The 16,865-nt window shown below is 71.2% G+C and carries 17 protein-coding genes, 2 tRNA genes and 1 pseudogene; 9 read left to right on the top strand and 11 right to left on the bottom strand.

Annotation, left to right across the window (positions count from 1 at the left end):
• The 3 genes and pseudogenes from BKA18_RS19385 to BKA18_RS19375 form a co-directional block, all read right to left on the bottom strand.
• The coding region (locus BKA18_RS19385; RefSeq protein WP_429638354.1) for an ATP-grasp domain-containing protein at nucleotides 1–842 on the bottom strand (842 nt) is incomplete at its 3' end.
• Nucleotides 838–1,185 (bottom strand): annotated as a pseudogene (locus BKA18_RS19380) (tyrosine-type recombinase/integrase); the annotation flags it as partial. The pseudogene BKA18_RS19380 and the gene BKA18_RS19385, both read right to left, overlap by 5 nt.
• 191 nt (nucleotides 1,186–1,376) lie before the next feature.
• Nucleotides 1,377–2,381 (bottom strand): ArsR/SmtB family transcription factor, encoded by a 1,005-nt coding sequence (locus BKA18_RS19375; protein WP_366043997.1) that lies wholly within the window; start codon nucleotides 2,379–2,381, stop codon nucleotides 1,377–1,379.
• Between the two features lie 145 nt (nucleotides 2,382–2,526).
• Between BKA18_RS19375 and BKA18_RS19370 the strand changes: the two genes are divergently transcribed.
• The 3 genes from BKA18_RS19370 (at nucleotide 2,527) to BKA18_RS19360 (ending at nucleotide 4,283) form a co-directional block, all read left to right on the top strand.
• A complete protein-coding gene (locus BKA18_RS19370; RefSeq protein ID WP_366043998.1) occupies nucleotides 2,527–2,898 on the top strand; it encodes a peptidase inhibitor family I36 protein in 372 nt (123 codons plus the stop codon).
• 354 nt (nucleotides 2,899–3,252) lie between these two features.
• Nucleotides 3,253–3,714 carry a hypothetical protein gene (locus BKA18_RS19365; RefSeq protein ID WP_366043999.1) on the top strand — a complete coding sequence of 154 codons (462 nt, stop codon included), beginning with the start codon at nucleotides 3,253–3,255 and terminating at the stop codon, nucleotides 3,712–3,714.
• Nucleotides 3,715–4,209: 495 nt separating this feature from the next.
• Nucleotides 4,210–4,283: transfer RNA gene (locus BKA18_RS19360), tRNA-Met, on the top strand.
• A 57-nt stretch (nucleotides 4,284–4,340) separates the two neighbouring features.
• On the opposite strand, the gene BKA18_RS19355 is transcribed toward BKA18_RS19360, so the two are convergent.
• Nucleotides 4,341–5,141: an NAD(P)H-dependent oxidoreductase gene (locus BKA18_RS19355; RefSeq protein ID WP_366044000.1), complete on the bottom strand. Its 801-nt coding sequence runs from the start codon at nucleotides 5,139–5,141 to the stop codon at nucleotides 4,341–4,343.
• A gap of 71 nt (nucleotides 5,142–5,212) precedes the next feature.
• Here BKA18_RS19355 and BKA18_RS19350 point away from each other — a divergent pair, with 71 nt between their 5' ends.
• The 3 genes from BKA18_RS19350 to BKA18_RS19340 all read left to right on the top strand — a co-directional run bounded on the left by BKA18_RS19350 (nucleotide 5,213) and on the right by BKA18_RS19340 (nucleotide 8,347).
• Nucleotides 5,213–6,274 (top strand): GlxA family transcriptional regulator, encoded by a 1,062-nt coding sequence (locus tag BKA18_RS19350; protein ID WP_366044001.1) that lies wholly within the window; start codon nucleotides 5,213–5,215, stop codon nucleotides 6,272–6,274.
• A gap of 40 nt (nucleotides 6,275–6,314) precedes the next feature.
• Nucleotides 6,315–7,292 (top strand): DUF2797 domain-containing protein, encoded by a 978-nt coding sequence (locus BKA18_RS19345; RefSeq protein ID WP_366044002.1) that lies wholly within the window; start codon nucleotides 6,315–6,317, stop codon nucleotides 7,290–7,292.
• Between the two features lie 179 nt (nucleotides 7,293–7,471).
• Entirely contained in the window at nucleotides 7,472–8,347 is an 876-nt protein-coding gene (locus BKA18_RS19340) for an amidohydrolase family protein (protein ID WP_366044003.1), read from the top strand.
• Nucleotides 8,348–8,413: 66 nt separating this feature from the next.
• On the opposite strand, the gene BKA18_RS19335 is transcribed toward BKA18_RS19340, so the two are convergent.
• Entirely contained in the window at nucleotides 8,414–8,905 is a 492-nt protein-coding gene (locus BKA18_RS19335) for an NADPH-dependent FMN reductase (RefSeq protein WP_429638353.1), read from the bottom strand.
• Nucleotides 8,906–9,100: 195 nt separating this feature from the next.
• On the opposite strand from BKA18_RS19335, the gene BKA18_RS19330 reads away from it, so the two are divergent.
• A complete protein-coding gene (locus tag BKA18_RS19330) occupies nucleotides 9,101–9,646 on the top strand; it encodes an NADPH-dependent FMN reductase (protein WP_366044004.1) in 546 nt (181 codons plus the stop codon).
• A gap of 66 nt (nucleotides 9,647–9,712) precedes the next feature.
• Here the strand turns inward: BKA18_RS19330 and BKA18_RS19325 are convergent, their stop codons facing one another.
• The 3 genes from BKA18_RS19325 to BKA18_RS19315 form a co-directional block, all read right to left on the bottom strand.
• Nucleotides 9,713–10,588, bottom strand: a complete 876-nt coding sequence (locus BKA18_RS19325; RefSeq protein ID WP_366044003.1) for an amidohydrolase family protein — start codon at nucleotides 10,586–10,588, stop codon at nucleotides 9,713–9,715.
• Nucleotides 10,589–10,768: 180 nt separating this feature from the next.
• On the bottom strand, nucleotides 10,769–11,746 hold the full coding sequence (locus BKA18_RS19320; RefSeq protein WP_366044002.1) for a DUF2797 domain-containing protein: 978 nt from the start codon (nucleotides 11,744–11,746) through the stop codon (nucleotides 10,769–10,771).
• Between the two features lie 40 nt (nucleotides 11,747–11,786).
• The gene (locus BKA18_RS19315; protein WP_366044001.1) at nucleotides 11,787–12,848 is read right to left on the bottom strand and encodes a GlxA family transcriptional regulator; all 1,062 of its coding nucleotides are present in this window, start codon (nucleotides 12,846–12,848) and stop codon (nucleotides 11,787–11,789) included.
• 71 nt (nucleotides 12,849–12,919) lie between these two features.
• Between BKA18_RS19315 and BKA18_RS19310 the strand changes: the two genes are divergently transcribed.
• A complete protein-coding gene (locus tag BKA18_RS19310) occupies nucleotides 12,920–13,720 on the top strand; it encodes an NAD(P)H-dependent oxidoreductase (protein WP_366044000.1) in 801 nt (266 codons plus the stop codon).
• 57 nt (nucleotides 13,721–13,777) lie between these two features.
• Here BKA18_RS19310 and BKA18_RS19305 read toward each other — a convergent pair.
• The 3 genes from BKA18_RS19305 to BKA18_RS19295 form a co-directional block, all read right to left on the bottom strand.
• Nucleotides 13,778–13,851, bottom strand: a tRNA-Met gene (locus BKA18_RS19305).
• 495 nt (nucleotides 13,852–14,346) lie between these two features.
• The gene (locus BKA18_RS19300; protein WP_366043999.1) at nucleotides 14,347–14,808 is read right to left on the bottom strand and encodes a hypothetical protein; all 462 of its coding nucleotides are present in this window, start codon (nucleotides 14,806–14,808) and stop codon (nucleotides 14,347–14,349) included.
• A gap of 354 nt (nucleotides 14,809–15,162) precedes the next feature.
• Nucleotides 15,163–15,534 carry a peptidase inhibitor family I36 protein gene (locus tag BKA18_RS19295; RefSeq protein WP_366043998.1) on the bottom strand — a complete coding sequence of 124 codons (372 nt, stop codon included), beginning with the start codon at nucleotides 15,532–15,534 and terminating at the stop codon, nucleotides 15,163–15,165.
• Nucleotides 15,535–15,679: 145 nt separating this feature from the next.
• Here BKA18_RS19295 and BKA18_RS19290 point away from each other — a divergent pair, with 145 nt between their 5' ends.
• Nucleotides 15,680–16,684 carry an ArsR/SmtB family transcription factor gene (locus tag BKA18_RS19290; RefSeq protein WP_366043997.1) on the top strand — a complete coding sequence of 335 codons (1,005 nt, stop codon included), beginning with the start codon at nucleotides 15,680–15,682 and terminating at the stop codon, nucleotides 16,682–16,684.
• Nucleotides 16,685–16,865 lie beyond the last annotated feature (181 nt).

The following is a 16,865-nucleotide window of genomic DNA, read 5'->3' as shown; positions in this document are numbered from 1 at the left end:
TGGCTGACTTCTGGCAGCTTTGTTTCGCCTGTGGCGGGCGTCCGGCCGTTCGCCGCCGTCCGCAGGGCGAGTTCCGCGAGCGCCTCCGGGGCGCCGGCCTGGCCGCGGATGCCGGGGAAGGCATTGATGTCCACGAGCAGCGGCGCGCCGCCGCCGGCGTCGAGGACGTCCACGCCGTAGACCTCCAGGCCGAAGACCTCGCCGGCCCGCAGCGCGGCGTCCCGCCAGCTCGCGGGCAGTTCGCCGGCCGGCAGCGACCGGGTCGGTCCGCGGCCGCCCGGGGCCAGCTCCGAGCGGCGCAGCCCGGCGAAGAGCCGGCCGTCGACCACCCACAGCTTGTGGTCCCAGCCGCTGTTCGCGGTGAACTCCTGGACGACCACCGGCTCGGTCGCCCAGTCCGCGGCCAACTCCCGCAGCCGGGCGGCGCTGTCGGCACGGGCCACCAGGTCGTGGCGCCGGCTGAACCGGCTCTTGAGCACCAGCGGAGTGGCCGGTTCGCCGGCCGCCGCCAGCCGGCCGACCGTGGTCAACGCGGTGGTGGCGGCGAACGGCAGCCCGGCCGCGCGCGCCACGTCGGCCATCGCGACGCGGTCCTGGCAGCGCGCGGTGGCCGCCGCGGAGTTGAGCACCGGGGCGCCGTGCTCCTCCAGGAAGGCGGCGAGCGCCAGCGCCCGCGGGGTCCGCGCCTTGAGCAGATAGACGTCGGCGAGCGGGAAGAGGCCGGGGCCGGCGGTGGCACTGCCCGGGTCCAGGGAGACGACCTCGTGCTCCGGGGCCAGCAGCGCGGTGACGGCGGCCAGCAGCGGATGGCCGGGGTCGGCGGTGAGCAGACAGACCCTCATCGGCCGCCGCCGAGGGGCGCATCGTCATCGCGATCTGGGAGTGGCGCAGGATGCGCTGAGCCACCTTGGGGTGGACGCCGAGGGCGACGAGGAGCGAGCTGCAGGTGTGCCGGGTGTTCCGCAGCGGCATGACCCGGAGGCCGGCGCGGCGGGCACGGAGAGCGAACATCCGGGTGAGGTTCCCCGGCTCGATCGGCGTGCCGTATTTCGTCGTGAAGACCAGCCCGTGACTGTCCCGCCAGAGATCACCGGCTGCTTTCCGGTCCCCGGTCTGCTGAGCGCGTCGCATCCGGAGGGCTTTGAGGCAGAGCGCGGGCAGCGGCAGGAAGTCGTCCGACTCTTTCGGTGGCTCGGGGCCACGACCTGCCCGATCATTCTCGACCAGGCCGACGGCCGCCGCCACGGACGGAGCAAAAGTGGCTCCCGATCCCGCCGATGCAGTGGCTCCCGTTCACCCCGACAAAATCAAGCACCGGCACGTCCGCCTTCGCGCTGCGCTGGGGCCTGCCGCGCGGTGGCGTCCGGGCCTCGGGATCACGGCATCAAGAAGGGCGGCGGACCGCACTCATCGTGGAGCAACGCCATCCCCAGGGCCGTGACCGTATGGATCACGGTGTTGCGGTGACGCCGGCTGCGGATCAGGTTCGCCTCGCGCAGCACCGCTGCCTGGTGGCTGGCCGTCTGGATGGGGACGTGCGCGCGTTCGGCGAGCTGAGTCGTGGTGCACGCTGCCGTCGCGACGACTTCCAGGACGCGCGCTCGCGTCTTCCCCAACAGCGCGGCCACGGCCTGTTGCCGGGGCGTGTGCGGCGACGCCAACCAGTCGAGGCTGCGTTCGACCGGATACACCAGGACGGGCGGCAGCCCCGTGTCCAGAAACGTCGTGGGAGCGCCCCAGCAGAAGAACGACGGCTGCAGCGTCAGGCCCCGGCCGTCGAGGTGGACGTCATGGTCGGCGGGAAAGGCGAGTTCGAGTACTGGATAGTGCCAAGTCGCGGACGGATGCAGGGCGGCGAGCACCCCTTCCCACCCGGTCGCGTCGATGTCGCGGGTCCGCCACTCACGATCACGCTCCACCTGCCGCCGCACCTGCGGCCAGACCGGCTCCAACGCGGCCGCGAAGTACGCGGTGACCGCGTCGGACACCGCTGACACCGCTCCCGGGGCGCCCTCCGCCAAACCGCGCGTCCAGGCGGGCAGTGGGCGTCCGGGGTGGCGGTCGTGCAACTCCTGCAGGTCGTTGCGTAATCGCGTACGCGGCGTCCGTCGCAGGGTCTCCATGCCCGCCGCCAGCGACGGGCCCGCGCCCGCCGGGGTCAGGAAGTCGACGGCGTATCCGGTCGGGGGAGCGAGAGCGGCCAGCAGATGCGCCGAAGGCGCCAGGCGCGTCGTGACCGTCCGCCGCCAGTCACCGAAGTACACCGCCCCGCTCGGATGCCGCAGCCGGTATGAGCTGAGCAGCACCTCCCACAGCGGGTCGGGCGTCGGGACCATCCGGATGCGCGCCAGATCGTCGCTGGTGAAGTGGATCCGAAGCATGGCGGGGCCTTCTCTCCTCCGTCTTCCCACCTCTCTGGGAAGACGTTGCCAGGGTTGCCCGGCCCGGGACAGTCTTCTTTCAGCACTTGTCAGGCGACATCCGCAAAGAACACACAAGTGCCTTGAAGGGGGTAAAAGAATGCGTATGAACAGGAAGCTCACAGCCATCGCCGGCGGCATCGTGCTCACCGGCAGCCTGCTGGGAAGCGCGAGTGCAGCCAGCGCGGCACAGAACTCTCCGTCGGCGGCGTCGGACTGCCCGTCGGGCTACTACTGCGTCTGGTCCGGGGAGAACTACACCGGCCACCGGCAGCAGGTCAAAAAGAACAACCCGGACCTGACCGTCTACTCGGTCTTCCAGAACTTCAAGTCGTGGTACAACCACGGCGCTTCCTGCGACTTCCGGTGGTACTCAGGCAAGAACTACAGCGGAAGCAGCGGAGTCGACGTGAGGGGATCCAAGGGGTCCCAAAGCGCGGCCATGTACATCGAGTCCAACAAGTGGGTCAACTGCTGACCAGCGCCCCGCCGAGCACAAGAGGGCGACGCCCCATCAGGGCGTCGCCCGCGCGGTACGGCGCAACACAGAAGGCGAGGGCGAGATGCTGCTGTTCGGCGGCTGCACCGCGCCCGCCGGCACACCCCTGGGGCACCGCCTGCACCTCGCCGGTCGTGTGTGGTGGTGCATGTGGCAAAGCGACATTTGCCAGTCACTCACACAGATGAACGCAGTTCGCGTCATGTCTTCGGACTCGCCCCGCCGCTCCATGCCGAGCCGGGTTGGCCAGCTCTTACGTAAACGTGAATTTACGGCCATTAGGGGTGAGCGCTCCGCCCCGAGGCTATGGGTGCCAGAGCTAGCTTGACAGCCATGACCACCTCTAACGCTGCGGCCCCCCAGCAGGGCGGCTCCTGGGTCCAGACTGGTCCACTCGCCTTCAGCCACAGCCTCACCGGCGCTGACGGCGCCTGGGAGCAGATCTCCGAGGCCCCGACACTCACCATTCCCTACGCCGGGGTATGGGAGATCGCCTACCACGCCCACGGAAGCTTCTCTCTGCCCTCGAACGGCGCGGTGGTGCTGATCCGCACAGCGCTGTACAAAAACGGCGTGATCATCGATGGCAGCGAAGCGGTGTCCGGTATTCAATCGGCCGCGGGTTTCGGCTTCCAGAACACCTTCGGGCAGACGCTCCTACACACCTTCGCCGCCCAAGACCAAGTGGCACTCTACGCGCACCGCCAAGGGCCCGCCGCCGCCGTCGCTGCCGTCAGCAGCGGTGGCGACGGACGCACCGGAGTCATGGCCCACTGGGTGAGCCCAGGCTTCTGAGAACTGGAAGGAGTGGGTGGGTTGGGCTGGTCGGTGCCACCGTCCGGCAGCGCTGACGGCAACCCTGACGGCAACGACGGCACACAGAGACCGTTGATCTCGATCATCGGCGATCAGCCGGTAGGGAGGCGTCGGCCCCGCCCAACAGCCTGCCCGATCCTACGGATCAGAAGGTTGCAGGTTCGAATCCTGCCGAGCGCACAGTAGTGAAAGCCCCGCCCGGGTCGACCGGGCGGGGCTTTTTCGTGTCGTGGGTCGGGTGGCGGGGATTGGCTGGCGGTGGGGGTGGGCTTGTCTGTTCGGTGGTGTGCGAGGGCGCCCTGTCGGGAGCCGCGTGGTCGACGGCGTGCGGAGGGTGGCTGCGGGGGCGTCGTGGATGTAGAGCACGGTCGTGGCGGGCAGGAGTGCGCGTCGGCCCCACGGGGAGGTGCGGGGTAGGGGCAGGGGAAACGATTAGGTGTTGGTGCGGGAGTCGCGTAGGGTTTGGTTTGTCGACGCGGGGTGGAGCAGCTCGGTAGCTCGCTGGGCTCATAACCCAGAGGTCGCAGGTTCAAATCCTGTCCCCGCTACTGATGTCGCAGGCCCGGTGGAAATTCTTCCACCGGGCCTGCGGCTTCTGTCGGGCGTCAGAGGTGGACCGGTGGGGGTGGGGCTGTGTAGTGGGCGGCCGGGCCGGTGGGGGGAGGGGACGGCTGAGGCAGGTCGGGGTGCAGGAGGAGGTTGTCGTCGTAGTCGCCGCCGTTTTGGTGGCGGAAGGGGAGCGGGTCGGTGGTGGGGAGGGTGCGCAGGCGCTCGCGCAGGCGGGTGGCGGCGGTGGCGTAGGCGGTCGGGGTGGTGCGGTCCGCGGCGGGGATCAGAAGGGGCGGGGCGACGGACATCCCGGTGTACCAGAGGGTGCCGTGCTGGAGGGGGAAGAGGAGGTCGTTGAGGTCTCCGTTGACGCCGCGGGGGCCGAGGGTGGCGGCGCGGGCGCCGGCGGTGGTGACGACCAGGGCGCGCTTGCCGGTGAGTTTGCCGTCGCCGTAGCGCAGGGGGCGGCCGGTGGCGGGGTCGGTGAGGCCGAAGGCGAAGCCCTTGACGAAGACACGGTCGAACCAGCCCTTGAGGATGGCGGGCATCCCGTACCACCAGAGGGGGAACTGGACGATCAAGGTGTCGGCCCAGGTGAGTTTTTCCTGTTCGGCGCGGATGTCGGGGGCCAAGTGGCCGTTTGTGTAGGCGCGTTGGGAGGCCTCGCCGACATGGAGGCGGTCGGCCGGGTCGTGGTCGTAGTCGGCGGCGTCGAGCACCGGGTTCCACTTCATGGCGTACAGGTCGGAGACGCGGTGCTGGTGGCCGTGGGCGTCGAGGGTGCGCAGGCCCTCGGTCATGAGGGCGCCGCTCAGTGAGCGCTGGTCGGGGTGGGCGAACAGCCAGAGGACCTTCATGTCGTCCACTCTCCGGGTCCGGCAGGGGGCGAACGAGTGGCCCGATGGTCAATGTGTGCCAGGATCGGGCCATGGGCGGTGTGGAGGAGAGCGGCGGTCGGGGGCCGGGCGTCCCGGAGGGCGGGCGGCGGCACCGGGTGGCGGTGCTGGTGCGGGACGGGATGCTGCCCATGGAGGTGGGCATCGTGCACCGGATCTTCGGGGAGGCGCGGTCGGCGGACGGGGAGCGGCTGTATGAGCTGGTGACCTGTGCGCTGCGGCCGGGTGAGGTGCTGACGGACACGGATTTCACGGTGCATGTGGCCTATGGGCCGGAGGCGCTGGCGACGGCCGACACCGTGGTCGTACCGGCATCCGGGGCGGACTACGACCGCAGTGCGGGGTGTGGTGCCGGGCGGCTGAGTGCGGAGTTGGCTCAGGCGCTGGGGCGGATCCGGCCCGGCACCCGGATCGCGTCGATCTGTACGGGGGCGTTCGTGCTGGCCGCGGCCGGTTTGCTGGACGGGCGGCGGGCGACCACGCACTGGCGGTCGGTGGACGATTTCCGTCGGCTGTTTCCCTCGGTCGAGCTGGATGCGGACGTGCTGTACACGGACTGCGGCGAGGTGCTGACCGCGGCCGGCGTCGCTTCCGGGATCGATCTGTGTCTGCACATGGTCCGGTGTGATCACGGGGCGGCGGTGGCCAACGAGGTGGCGCGGCGGACCGTCGTGCCGCCGCACCGGGAGGGCGGCCAGGCGCAGTACATCCAGCGGCCGGTGCCGGAGCCGCAGCTGTCCTCCACGGGCGCGGCGCGGGCCTGGGCGCTGGACCATCTGGACCGGCCGCTGAGTCTGCGGGAGCTGGCGGCGCGGGAGTCGATGAGCGTACGGACCTTCACCCGGCGCTTCCGGGAGGAGGCCGGGGTCTCGCCGCTCCAGTGGCTGACGCAGCAACGGGTCGAGCGTGCCCGGCAGTTGCTGGAGGAGACGGAACTGAGTGTGGACCGGATCGCGGCCGAGGCGGGCTTCGGGACGGCGGCCTCGCTCCGGCAGCATCTGCAGTCGGCGGTGGGGGTCTCGCCGCGGGCCTATCGGAGTACCTTCCGGGGGCCGCCGGAGAACAGGGGCGGGCCGAACGGCGGCGGGGGCTGAGGGCGGCCGCGTTGTCAGTGGGTGGTCGTACGCTGGCGATGTGTGGCGATGTACGGGACCGCGCTGGTCAGGCGGCGGGCCGGAGCCGGAGGGGCGGTTCGGCCAGCGGCTCGGTTGGTACTGCGCCGAGCGCGGTGAGGAGCGGACGAGCCTGCTCCCCGCGGGCAGGACGCTCGCCTTCGCCGCGCAGGGGGAGCGGCGCTGTCTGGGGGTGCGGCGGTCCGGCCGCTGGATCGTGTGCCCGTACGACGCGGTGCTCGACGGTGCGGGCGCCAAGGACCAGTGCGCGCGCTGCGTCCAGCTGGACCGGTCGCGTTCGGTGGCCGCGGACACCATGGCCGACGATCCGCGTCCGTACGGCGTCTATCTCGCGTACTTCGGGCCCGGCCTGCTGAAGGTGGGGATCACGGCTGCCGAGCGGGGGGCGGCCCGGCTGGTGGAGCAGGGCGCGGTGGCGTACGCACGGCTGGGGCGCGGGCCCTTGATGGCGGCGCGGCGGGCGGAGGCGGTGCTGGGGAGCGCGCTGGCGGTGCCCGACAGGTTCACGAAGTCGGCGAAGCGGGCGGCGCGCGGGGCGCTGCCCCCGGTGGCGGACCGGGTGGCCGAGCTTGCCCGACTGCACGCCAGGGCACAGGAGCCGGCGCTCTGGCCGGAGACGCTGGAGCCGGTGGAGTTCGCGTGTACGGACCATACGGAGCTGTTCGGGCTCGATCGGATTCCGGGTGAGGTGGCGGAGCTGGGCGGGATGACGGCGGGGGCGGAAGTGGTGGCGGAGGTGCTGGCCGGGGTGGGGGCGGATGTGTATCTGCGGTTGGCGGGGGAGTGGGGGCGGGGGCAGGGAGAGGGGCCGGGGCAGGGCGTCGGTGGGGTTGGTGGGGTGGTTGCGGTGATGGATGCGCGGGTGTTGTCGGGGTGGGTGTTGGGGGCGGCTGGGGGGCGGGTGACGACGGTTCCGGTGCGGGCCGCGGTGGCTGGGGTGGGGGAGCGGGAGGGGGGTGGGCAGGAGGGGTTGTTCTGAGCGGGGGCCGGGTGGGGCCCGGCGGGGAGTGTTGGCCGGGGGTGGAAAGTGGCTGATGGGGGTTGTTCCGGGGGCTGGTGGGGGCGTTAGATGCATGGTGCAGGTAGCTGGTGCATGGTGCAGGTAGCCCGTGCCGGGCGGGGTCCGTAGGGGCGCAAACGTAAGGGGAGGGGCCCGGCGTGGCGGACGGTGATGAGCGGGTCGGCGCATTCTGGCGGGAGTTGGGGCTGCCGGGGCTGATCGATGTGCACACGCACTTCATGCCCGAGCGGGTGATGGCGAAGGTCTGGGCGTACTTCGACGCGGCCGGTCCGCTGGTGGGCAAGGCATGGCCGATCGCCTACCGGTTCGAGGAGGACGAGCGGCTGGCGGTGCTGCGCGGCTTCGGGGTACGGGCCTTCACCTCGATGATCTATCCGCACAAGCCGGGGATGGCGCAGTGGCTCAACGGCTGGGCGGCCGGCTTCGCGGCCCGTACGCCCGGCTGTCTGCGGACCGCGACGTTCTTTCCGGAGGACGGTGCCGCCCGGTACGTATGCGACGAAATCGCGGGCGGGGCACGGGTCTTCAAGGCGCATGTGCAGGTGGGCGGGTACGACCCGGCCGATGCGCAGCTCGAACCGGTGTGGGGTGCGCTTGCGGAGGCAGGCGTGCCGGTGGTCATCCACTGCGGCTCGGGACCGGCTCCCGGTAAGCACACCGGGCCCGCCCCGATCGCGCGGCTGCTGGCCCGCCATCCCCGGCTGCGGTTGATCATCGCCCACATGGGGATGCCGGAGTACGCCGACTTCCTGGACCTCGCACAGCGCTATCCCGGTGTGCACCTCGATACGACGATGGCCTTCACCGACTTCTCCGAGCGGGCCGCGCCGTTCCCACGGGAGGAGCGCGCTCGGCTGAAGGACCTCGGCGAACGGGTGCTGTTCGGCAGCGACTTCCCCAACATCCCCTACGGATACGCGCATGCGCTGGAGGCACTCACCCGGCTGGAGCTGGGCGAGGAGTGGCTGCGGGGGGTCTGTTACGGGAACGCGGCGCGGTTGTTCGGCGTGTGAGCGGGGCGGGTCGGGACGGCGAGCGGTGGGGTGCGTGCCGGGGCTGCCGGGCGTGCCGGGGCGGGGTCAGGGCGTGAGCGGGGTGGCGGCGGCCGCGGCCAGGTGAGCCATGGCCACGCCCAGATCGGCGAGGGTCTCCTCGTCCGCCACGCGTTCGGTGGCCGGGTCGATCTTCGGGCCGATGGCGGGGATTTCACGGCACGCGGCAGTCACGACCTCGCCGGTCATCATGCGCAGGGTCTCGCGGAGCTGGGCGTTGGCGTGGTCGCCGCCGGTGGGGAACGGTGACGCGGTGACCACCGCGACGGGCTTGTTGACGCATTCGCCGCTGCTGACCAACCAGTCGAGCGCGTTCTTGAGGACGCCGGGGACACCGTGTGCGTACTCGGGGCTGACGAGGAGCAGGGCGTCGGCGGCGGCGACCGCGGTGCGCAGGGCGGCGACGGGGGCGGGGGGCGTGACGTCCTCGCCGTCCAGGTCGGGATTGAAGTGCGGGAGCGCGCCGATGTCCGCGAGGGCGGTCGGGCCGTCCCAGAGGGCGAGGGCGGAGCGCAGCACCGCGCCGTTGGAGGAGCGTGCCCGCAGACGCCGCCGACACCACCACGGACCCCCACCGCAACACCCCACACAGCCCGTCCCGTCGCCGGTCCCGTGGCCCCGTCCCCTCGCTGGTCCCGTGGCCCCGTCCCCCCGCCGTCCCGTCCGCCCGTCCCCTGCCCGCTCCCCCTCCCGAGTGCCGCGTACCGTCACACCATGAGACTCCTCGCCCTCTCCGGCAGTCTGCGGGCACGCTCCTCCAACGGCGCGGTGCTGCGCTCCGCCCTCGCCCTCTGGGACGGCCCGACCGCCCTCGCGGACATCGGCGCGCTCCCGCACTTCAATCCCGACCTGGACGGCGAGGACGTCACGCCCCCCGCCCCCGTCGCCGCCCTGCGCACCGCGGTCGCCGCCGCCGACGCCCTGCTCCTCGTCAGCCCCGAGTACGCACACGGTGTCCCCGGCGTCCTCAAGAACGCGCTCGACTGGTTGGTCAGCAGCGGCGAATGCGTCAACAAGCCCGTCGCGGTGGTCACCGCGTCACCGTTCCCCACCGGCGGCGACCACGCCAACGCCCAGCTCCGCGAGACCCTGCGCATGATGACCGGCGAGGTCGTGACTGCCGCGTGCCGTGAAATCCCCGCCATCGGCCCGAAGATCGACCCGGCCACCGAACGCGTGGCGGACGAGGAGACCCTCGCCGATCTGGGCGTGGCCATGGCTCACCTGGCCGCGGCCGCCGCCACCCCGCTCACGCCCTGACCCCGCCCCGGCACGCCCGGCAGCCCCGGCACGCACCCCACCGCTCGCCGTCCCGACCCGCCCCGCTCACACGCCGAACAACCGCGCCGCGTTCCCGTAACAGACCCCCCGCAGCCACTCCTCGCCCAGCTCCAGCCGGGTGAGTGCCTCCAGCGCATGCGCGTATCCGTAGGGGATGTTGGGGAAGTCGCTGCCGAACAGCACCCGTTCGCCGAGGTCCTTCAGCCGAGCGCGCTCCTCCCGTGGGAACGGCGCGGCCCGCTCGGAGAAGTCGGTGAAGGCCATCGTCGTATCGAGGTGCACACCGGGATAGCGCTGTGCGAGGTCCAGGAAGTCGGCGTACTCCGGCATCCCCATGTGGGCGATGATCAACCGCAGCCGGGGATGGCGGGCCAGCAGCCGCGCGATCGGGGCGGGCCCGGTGTGCTTACCGGGAGCCGGTCCCGAGCCGCAGTGGATGACCACCGGCACGCCTGCCTCCGCAAGCGCACCCCACACCGGTTCGAGCTGCGCATCGGCCGGGTCGTACCCGCCCACCTGCACATGCGCCTTGAAGACCCGTGCCCCGCCCGCGATTTCGTCGCATACGTACCGGGCGGCACCGTCCTCCGGAAAGAACGTCGCGGTCCGCAGACAGCCGGGCGTACGGGCCGCGAAGCCGGCCGCCCAGCCGTTGAGCCACTGCGCCATCCCCGGCTTGTGCGGATAGATCATCGAGGTGAAGGCCCGTACCCCGAAGCCGCGCAGCACCGCCAGCCGCTCGTCCTCCTCGAACCGGTAGGCGATCGGCCATGCCTTGCCCACCAGCGGACCGGCCGCGTCGAAGTACGCCCAGACCTTCGCCATCACCCGCTCGGGCATGAAGTGCGTGTGCACATCGATCAGCCCCGGCAGCCCCAACTCCCGCCAGAATGCGCCGACCCGCTCATCACCGTCCGCCACGCCGGGCCCCTCCCCTTACGTTTGCGCCCCTACGGACCCCGCCCGGCACGGGCTACCTGCACCATGCACCAGCTACCTGCACCATGCATCTAACGCCCCCACCAGCCCCCGGAACAACCCCCATCAGCCACTTTCCACCCCCGGCCAACACTCCCCGCCGGGCCCCCACCCGGCCCCCGCTCAGAACAACCCCTCCTGCCCACCCCCCTCCCGCTCCCCCACCCCAGCCACCGCGGCCCGCACCGGAACCGTCGTCACCCGCCCCCCAGCCGCCCCCAACACCCACCCCGACAACACCCGCGCATCCATCACCGCAACCACCCCACCAACCCCACCGACGCCCTGCCCCGGCCCCTCTCCCTGCCCCCGCCCCCACTCCCCCGCCAACCGCAGATACACATCCGCCCCCACCCCGGCCAGCACCTCCGCCACCACTTCCGCCCCCGCCGTCATCCCGCCCAGCTCCGCCACCTCACCCGGAATCCGATCGAGCCCGAACAGCTCCGTATGGTCCGTACACGCGAACTCCACCGGCTCCAGCGTCTCCGGCCAGAGCGCCGGCTCCTGTGCCCTGGCGTGCAGTCGGGCAAGCTCGGCCACCCGGTCCGCCACCGGGGGCAGCGCCCCGCGCGCCGCCCGCTTCGCCGACTTCGTGAACCTGTCGGGCACCGCCAGCGCGCTCCCCAGCACCGCCTCCGCCCGCCGCGCCGCCATCAAGGGCCCGCGCCCCAGCCGTGCGTACGCCACCGCGCCCTGCTCCACCAGCCGGGCCGCCCCCCGCTCGGCAGCCGTGATCCCCACCTTCAGCAGGCCGGGCCCGAAGTACGCGAGATAGACGCCGTACGGACGCGGATCGTCGGCCATGGTGTCCGCGGCCACCGAACGCGACCGGTCCAGCTGGACGCAGCGCGCGCACTGGTCCTTGGCGCCCGCACCGTCGAGCACCGCGTCGTACGGGCACACGATCCAGCGGCCGGACCGCCGCACCCCCAGACAGCGCCGCTCCCCCTGCGCGGCGAAGGCGAGCGTCCTGCCCGCGGGGAGCAGGCTCGTCCGCTCCTCACCGCGCTCGGCGCAGTACCAACCGAGCCGCTGGCCGAACCGCCCCTCCGGCTCCGGCCCGCCGCCTGACCAGCGCGGTCCCGTACATCGCCACACATCGCCAGCGTACGACCACCCACTGACAACGCGGCCGCCCTCAGCCCCCGCCGCCGTTCGGCCCGCCCCTGTTCTCCGGCGGCCCCCGGAAGGTACTCCGATAGGCCCGCGGCGAGACCCCCACCGCCGACTGCAGATGCTGCCGGAGCGAGGCCGCCGTCCCGAAGCCCGCCTCGGCCGCGATCCGGTCCACACTCAGTTCCGTCTCCTCCAGCAACTGCCGGGCACGCTCGACCCGTTGCTGCGTCAGCCACTGGAGCGGCGAGACCCCGGCCTCCTCCCGGAAGCGCCGGGTGAAGGTCCGTACGCTCATCGACTCCCGCGCCGCCAGCTCCCGCAGACTCAGCGGCCGGTCCAGATGGTCCAGCGCCCAGGCCCGCGCCGCGCCCGTGGAGGACAGCTGCGGCTCCGGCACCGGCCGCTGGATGTACTGCGCCTGGCCGCCCTCCCGGTGCGGCGGCACGACGGTCCGCCGCGCCACCTCGTTGGCCACCGCCGCCCCGTGATCACACCGGACCATGTGCAGACACAGATCGATCCCGGAAGCGACGCCGGCCGCGGTCAGCACCTCGCCGCAGTCCGTGTACAGCACGTCCGCATCCAGCTCGACCGAGGGAAACAGCCGACGGAAATCGTCCACCGACCGCCAGTGCGTGGTCGCCCGCCGCCCGTCCAGCAAACCGGCCGCGGCCAGCACGAACGCCCCCGTACAGATCGACGCGATCCGGGTGCCGGGCCGGATCCGCCCCAGCGCCTGAGCCAACTCCGCACTCAGCCGCCCGGCACCACACCCCGCACTGCGGTCGTAGTCCGCCCCGGATGCCGGTACGACCACGGTGTCGGCCGTCGCCAGCGCCTCCGGCCCATAGGCCACATGCACCGTGAAATCCGTGTCCGTCAGCACCTCACCCGGCCGCAGCGCACAGGTCACCAGCTCATACAGCCGCTCCCCGTCCGCCGACCGCGCCTCCCCGAAGATCCGGTGCACGATGCCCACCTCCATGGGCAGCATCCCGTCCCGCACCAGCACCGCCACCCGGTGCCGCCGCCCGCCCTCCGGGACGCCCGGCCCCCGACCGCCGCTCTCCTCCACACCGCCCATGGCCCGATCCTGGCACACATTGACCATCGGGCCACTCGTTCGCCCCCTGCCGGACCCGGAGAGTGGACGACATGAAGGTCCTCTGGCTGTTCGCCCACCCCGACCAGCGCTCACTGAGCGGCGCCCTCATGACCGAGGGCCTGCGCACCCTCGACGCCCACGGCCACCAGCACCGCGTCTCCGACCTGTACGCCATGAAGTGGAACCCGGTGCTCGACGCCGCCGACTACGACCACGACCCGGCCGACCGCCTCCATGTCGGCGAGGCCTCCCAACGCGCCTACACAAACGGCCACTTGGCCCCCGACATCCGCGCCGAACAGGAAAAACTCACCTGGGCCGACACCTTGATCGTCCAGTTCCCCCTCTGGTGGTACGGGATGCCCGCCATCCTCAAGGGCTGGTTCGACCGTGTCTTCGTCAAGGGCTTCGCCTTCGGCCTCACCGACCCCGCCACCGGCCGCCCCCTGCGCTACGGCGACGGCAAACTCACCGGCAAGCGCGCCCTGGTCGTCACCACCGCCGGCGCCCGCGCCGCCACCCTCGGCCCCCGCGGCGTCAACGGAGACCTCAACGACCTCCTCTTCCCCCTCCAGCACGGCACCCTCTGGTACACCGGGATGTCCGTCGCCCCGCCCCTTCTGATCCCCGCCGCGGACCGCACCACCCCGACCGCCTACGCCACCGCCGCCACCCGCCTGCGCGAGCGCCTGCGCACCCTCCCCACCACCGACCCGCTCCCCTTCCGCCACCAAAACGGCGGCGACTACGACGACAACCTCCTCCTGCACCCCGACCTGCCTCAGCCGTCCCCTCCCCCCACCGGCCCGGCCGCCCACTACACAGCCCCACCCCCACCGGTCCACCTCTGACGCCCGACAGAAGCCGCAGGCCCGGTGGAAGAATTTCCACCGGGCCTGCGACATCAGTAGCGGGGACAGGATTTGAACCTGCGACCTCTGGGTTATGAGCCCAGCGAGCTACCGAGCTGCTCCACCCCGCGTCGACAAACCAAACCCTACGCGACTCCCGCACCAACACCTAATCGTTTCCCCTGCCCCTACCCCGCACCTCCCCGTGGGGCCGACGCGCACTCCTGCCCGCCACGACCGTGCTCTACATCCACGACGCCCCCGCAGCCACCCTCCGCACGCCGTCGACCACGCGGCTCCCGACAGGGCGCCCTCGCACACCACCGAACAGACAAGCCCACCCCCACCGCCAGCCAATCCCCGCCACCCGACCCACGACACGAAAAAGCCCCGCCCGGTCGACCCGGGCGGGGCTTTCACTACTGTGCGCTCGGCAGGATTCGAACCTGCAACCTTCTGATCCGTAGGATCGGGCAGGCTGTTGGGCGGGGCCGACGCCTCCCTACCGGCTGATCGCCGATGATCGAGATCAACGGTCTCTGTGTGCCGTCGTTGCCGTCAGGGTTGCCGTCAGCGCTGCCGGACGGTGGCACCGACCAGCCCAACCCACCCACTCCTTCCAGTTCTCAGAAGCCTGGGCTCACCCAGTGGGCCATGACTCCGGTGCGTCCGTCGCCACCGCTGCTGACGGCAGCGACGGCGGCGGCGGGCCCTTGGCGGTGCGCGTAGAGTGCCACTTGGTCTTGGGCGGCGAAGGTGTGTAGGAGCGTCTGCCCGAAGGTGTTCTGGAAGCCGAAACCCGCGGCCGATTGAATACCGGACACCGCTTCGCTGCCATCGATGATCACGCCGTTTTTGTACAGCGCTGTGCGGATCAGCACCACCGCGCCGTTCGAGGGCAGAGAGAAGCTTCCGTGGGCGTGGTAGGCGATCTCCCATACCCCGGCGTAGGGAATGGTGAGTGTCGGGGCCTCGGAGATCTGCTCCCAGGCGCCGTCAGCGCCGGTGAGGCTGTGGCTGAAGGCGAGTGGACCAGTCTGGACCCAGGAGCCGCCCTGCTGGGGGGCCGCAGCGTTAGAGGTGGTCATGGCTGTCAAGCTAGCTCTGGCACCCATAGCCTCGGGGCGGAGCGCTCACCCCTAATGGCCGTAAATTCACGTTTACGTAAGAGCTGGCCAACCCGGCTCGGCATGGAGCGGCGGGGCGAGTCCGAAGACATGACGCGAACTGCGTTCATCTGTGTGAGTGACTGGCAAATGTCGCTTTGCCACATGCACCACCACACACGACCGGCGAGGTGCAGGCGGTGCCCCAGGGGTGTGCCGGCGGGCGCGGTGCAGCCGCCGAACAGCAGCATCTCGCCCTCGCCTTCTGTGTTGCGCCGTACCGCGCGGGCGACGCCCTGATGGGGCGTCGCCCTCTTGTGCTCGGCGGGGCGCTGGTCAGCAGTTGACCCACTTGTTGGACTCGATGTACATGGCCGCGCTTTGGGACCCCTTGGATCCCCTCACGTCGACTCCGCTGCTTCCGCTGTAGTTCTTGCCTGAGTACCACCGGAAGTCGCAGGAAGCGCCGTGGTTGTACCACGACTTGAAGTTCTGGAAGACCGAGTAGACGGTCAGGTCCGGGTTGTTCTTTTTGACCTGCTGCCGGTGGCCGGTGTAGTTCTCCCCGGACCAGACGCAGTAGTAGCCCGACGGGCAGTCCGACGCCGCCGACGGAGAGTTCTGTGCCGCGCTGGCTGCACTCGCGCTTCCCAGCAGGCTGCCGGTGAGCACGATGCCGCCGGCGATGGCTGTGAGCTTCCTGTTCATACGCATTCTTTTACCCCCTTCAAGGCACTTGTGTGTTCTTTGCGGATGTCGCCTGACAAGTGCTGAAAGAAGACTGTCCCGGGCCGGGCAACCCTGGCAACGTCTTCCCAGAGAGGTGGGAAGACGGAGGAGAGAAGGCCCCGCCATGCTTCGGATCCACTTCACCAGCGACGATCTGGCGCGCATCCGGATGGTCCCGACGCCCGACCCGCTGTGGGAGGTGCTGCTCAGCTCATACCGGCTGCGGCATCCGAGCGGGGCGGTGTACTTCGGTGACTGGCGGCGGACGGTCACGACGCGCCTGGCGCCTTCGGCGCATCTGCTGGCCGCTCTCGCTCCCCCGACCGGATACGCCGTCGACTTCCTGACCCCGGCGGGCGCGGGCCCGTCGCTGGCGGCGGGCATGGAGACCCTGCGACGGACGCCGCGTACGCGATTACGCAACGACCTGCAGGAGTTGCACGACCGCCACCCCGGACGCCCACTGCCCGCCTGGACGCGCGGTTTGGCGGAGGGCGCCCCGGGAGCGGTGTCAGCGGTGTCCGACGCGGTCACCGCGTACTTCGCGGCCGCGTTGGAGCCGGTCTGGCCGCAGGTGCGGCGGCAGGTGGAGCGTGATCGTGAGTGGCGGACCCGCGACATCGACGCGACCGGGTGGGAAGGGGTGCTCGCCGCCCTGCATCCGTCCGCGACTTGGCACTATCCAGTACTCGAACTCGCCTTTCCCGCCGACCATGACGTCCACCTCGACGGCCGGGGCCTGACGCTGCAGCCGTCGTTCTTCTGCTGGGGCGCTCCCACGACGTTTCTGGACACGGGGCTGCCGCCCGTCCTGGTGTATCCGGTCGAACGCAGCCTCGACTGGTTGGCGTCGCCGCACACGCCCCGGCAACAGGCCGTGGCCGCGCTGTTGGGGAAGACGCGAGCGCGCGTCCTGGAAGTCGTCGCGACGGCAGCGTGCACCACGACTCAGCTCGCCGAACGCGCGCACGTCCCCATCCAGACGGCCAGCCACCAGGCAGCGGTGCTGCGCGAGGCGAACCTGATCCGCAGCCGGCGTCACCGCAACACCGTGATCCATACGGTCACGGCCCTGGGGATGGCGTTGCTCCACGATGAGTGCGGTCCGCCGCCCTTCTTGATGCCGTGATCCCGAGGCCCGGACGCCACCGCGCGGCAGGCCCCAGCGCAGCGCGAAGGCGGACGTGCCGGTGCTTGATTTTGTCGGGGTGAACGGGAGCCACTGCATCGGCGGGATCGGGAGCCACTTTTGCTCCGTCCGTGGCGGCGGCCGTCGGCCTGGTCGAGAATGATCGGGCAGGTCGTGGCCC

The sequence above is a fragment of the Streptomyces auratus genome (assembly GCF_050433025.1).
Lineage (GTDB): Bacteria > Actinomycetota > Actinomycetes > Streptomycetales > Streptomycetaceae > Streptomyces > Streptomyces sioyaensis.
The sequence above is the reverse complement of the archived record's forward strand: the minus strand, read 5'-3'. Positions and strand labels throughout refer to the sequence as shown.

Bases quoted from the DNA above. Each gene is read 5' to 3' on its own strand.
- BKA18_RS19375 (WP_366043997.1), bottom strand. From the start codon at position 2,381: ATGCTTCGGATCCACTTCACCAGCGACGATCTGGCGCGCATCCGGATG.
- BKA18_RS19370 (WP_366043998.1), top strand. From the start codon at position 2,527: ATGAACAGGAAGCTCACAGCCATCGCCGGCGGCATCGTGCTCACCGGC.
- BKA18_RS19365 (WP_366043999.1), top strand. From the start codon at position 3,253: ATGACCACCTCTAACGCTGCGGCCCCCCAGCAGGGCGGCTCCTGGGTC.
- BKA18_RS19355 (WP_366044000.1), bottom strand. From the start codon at position 5,141: ATGAAGGTCCTCTGGCTGTTCGCCCACCCCGACCAGCGCTCACTGAGC.
- BKA18_RS19350 (WP_366044001.1), top strand. From the start codon at position 5,213: ATGGGCGGTGTGGAGGAGAGCGGCGGTCGGGGGCCGGGCGTCCCGGAG.
- BKA18_RS19330 (WP_366044004.1), top strand. From the start codon at position 9,101: ATGAGACTCCTCGCCCTCTCCGGCAGTCTGCGGGCACGCTCCTCCAAC.
- BKA18_RS19315 (WP_366044001.1), bottom strand. From the start codon at position 12,848: ATGGGCGGTGTGGAGGAGAGCGGCGGTCGGGGGCCGGGCGTCCCGGAG.
- BKA18_RS19310 (WP_366044000.1), top strand. From the start codon at position 12,920: ATGAAGGTCCTCTGGCTGTTCGCCCACCCCGACCAGCGCTCACTGAGC.
- BKA18_RS19300 (WP_366043999.1), bottom strand. From the start codon at position 14,808: ATGACCACCTCTAACGCTGCGGCCCCCCAGCAGGGCGGCTCCTGGGTC.
- BKA18_RS19295 (WP_366043998.1), bottom strand. From the start codon at position 15,534: ATGAACAGGAAGCTCACAGCCATCGCCGGCGGCATCGTGCTCACCGGC.
- BKA18_RS19290 (WP_366043997.1), top strand. From the start codon at position 15,680: ATGCTTCGGATCCACTTCACCAGCGACGATCTGGCGCGCATCCGGATG.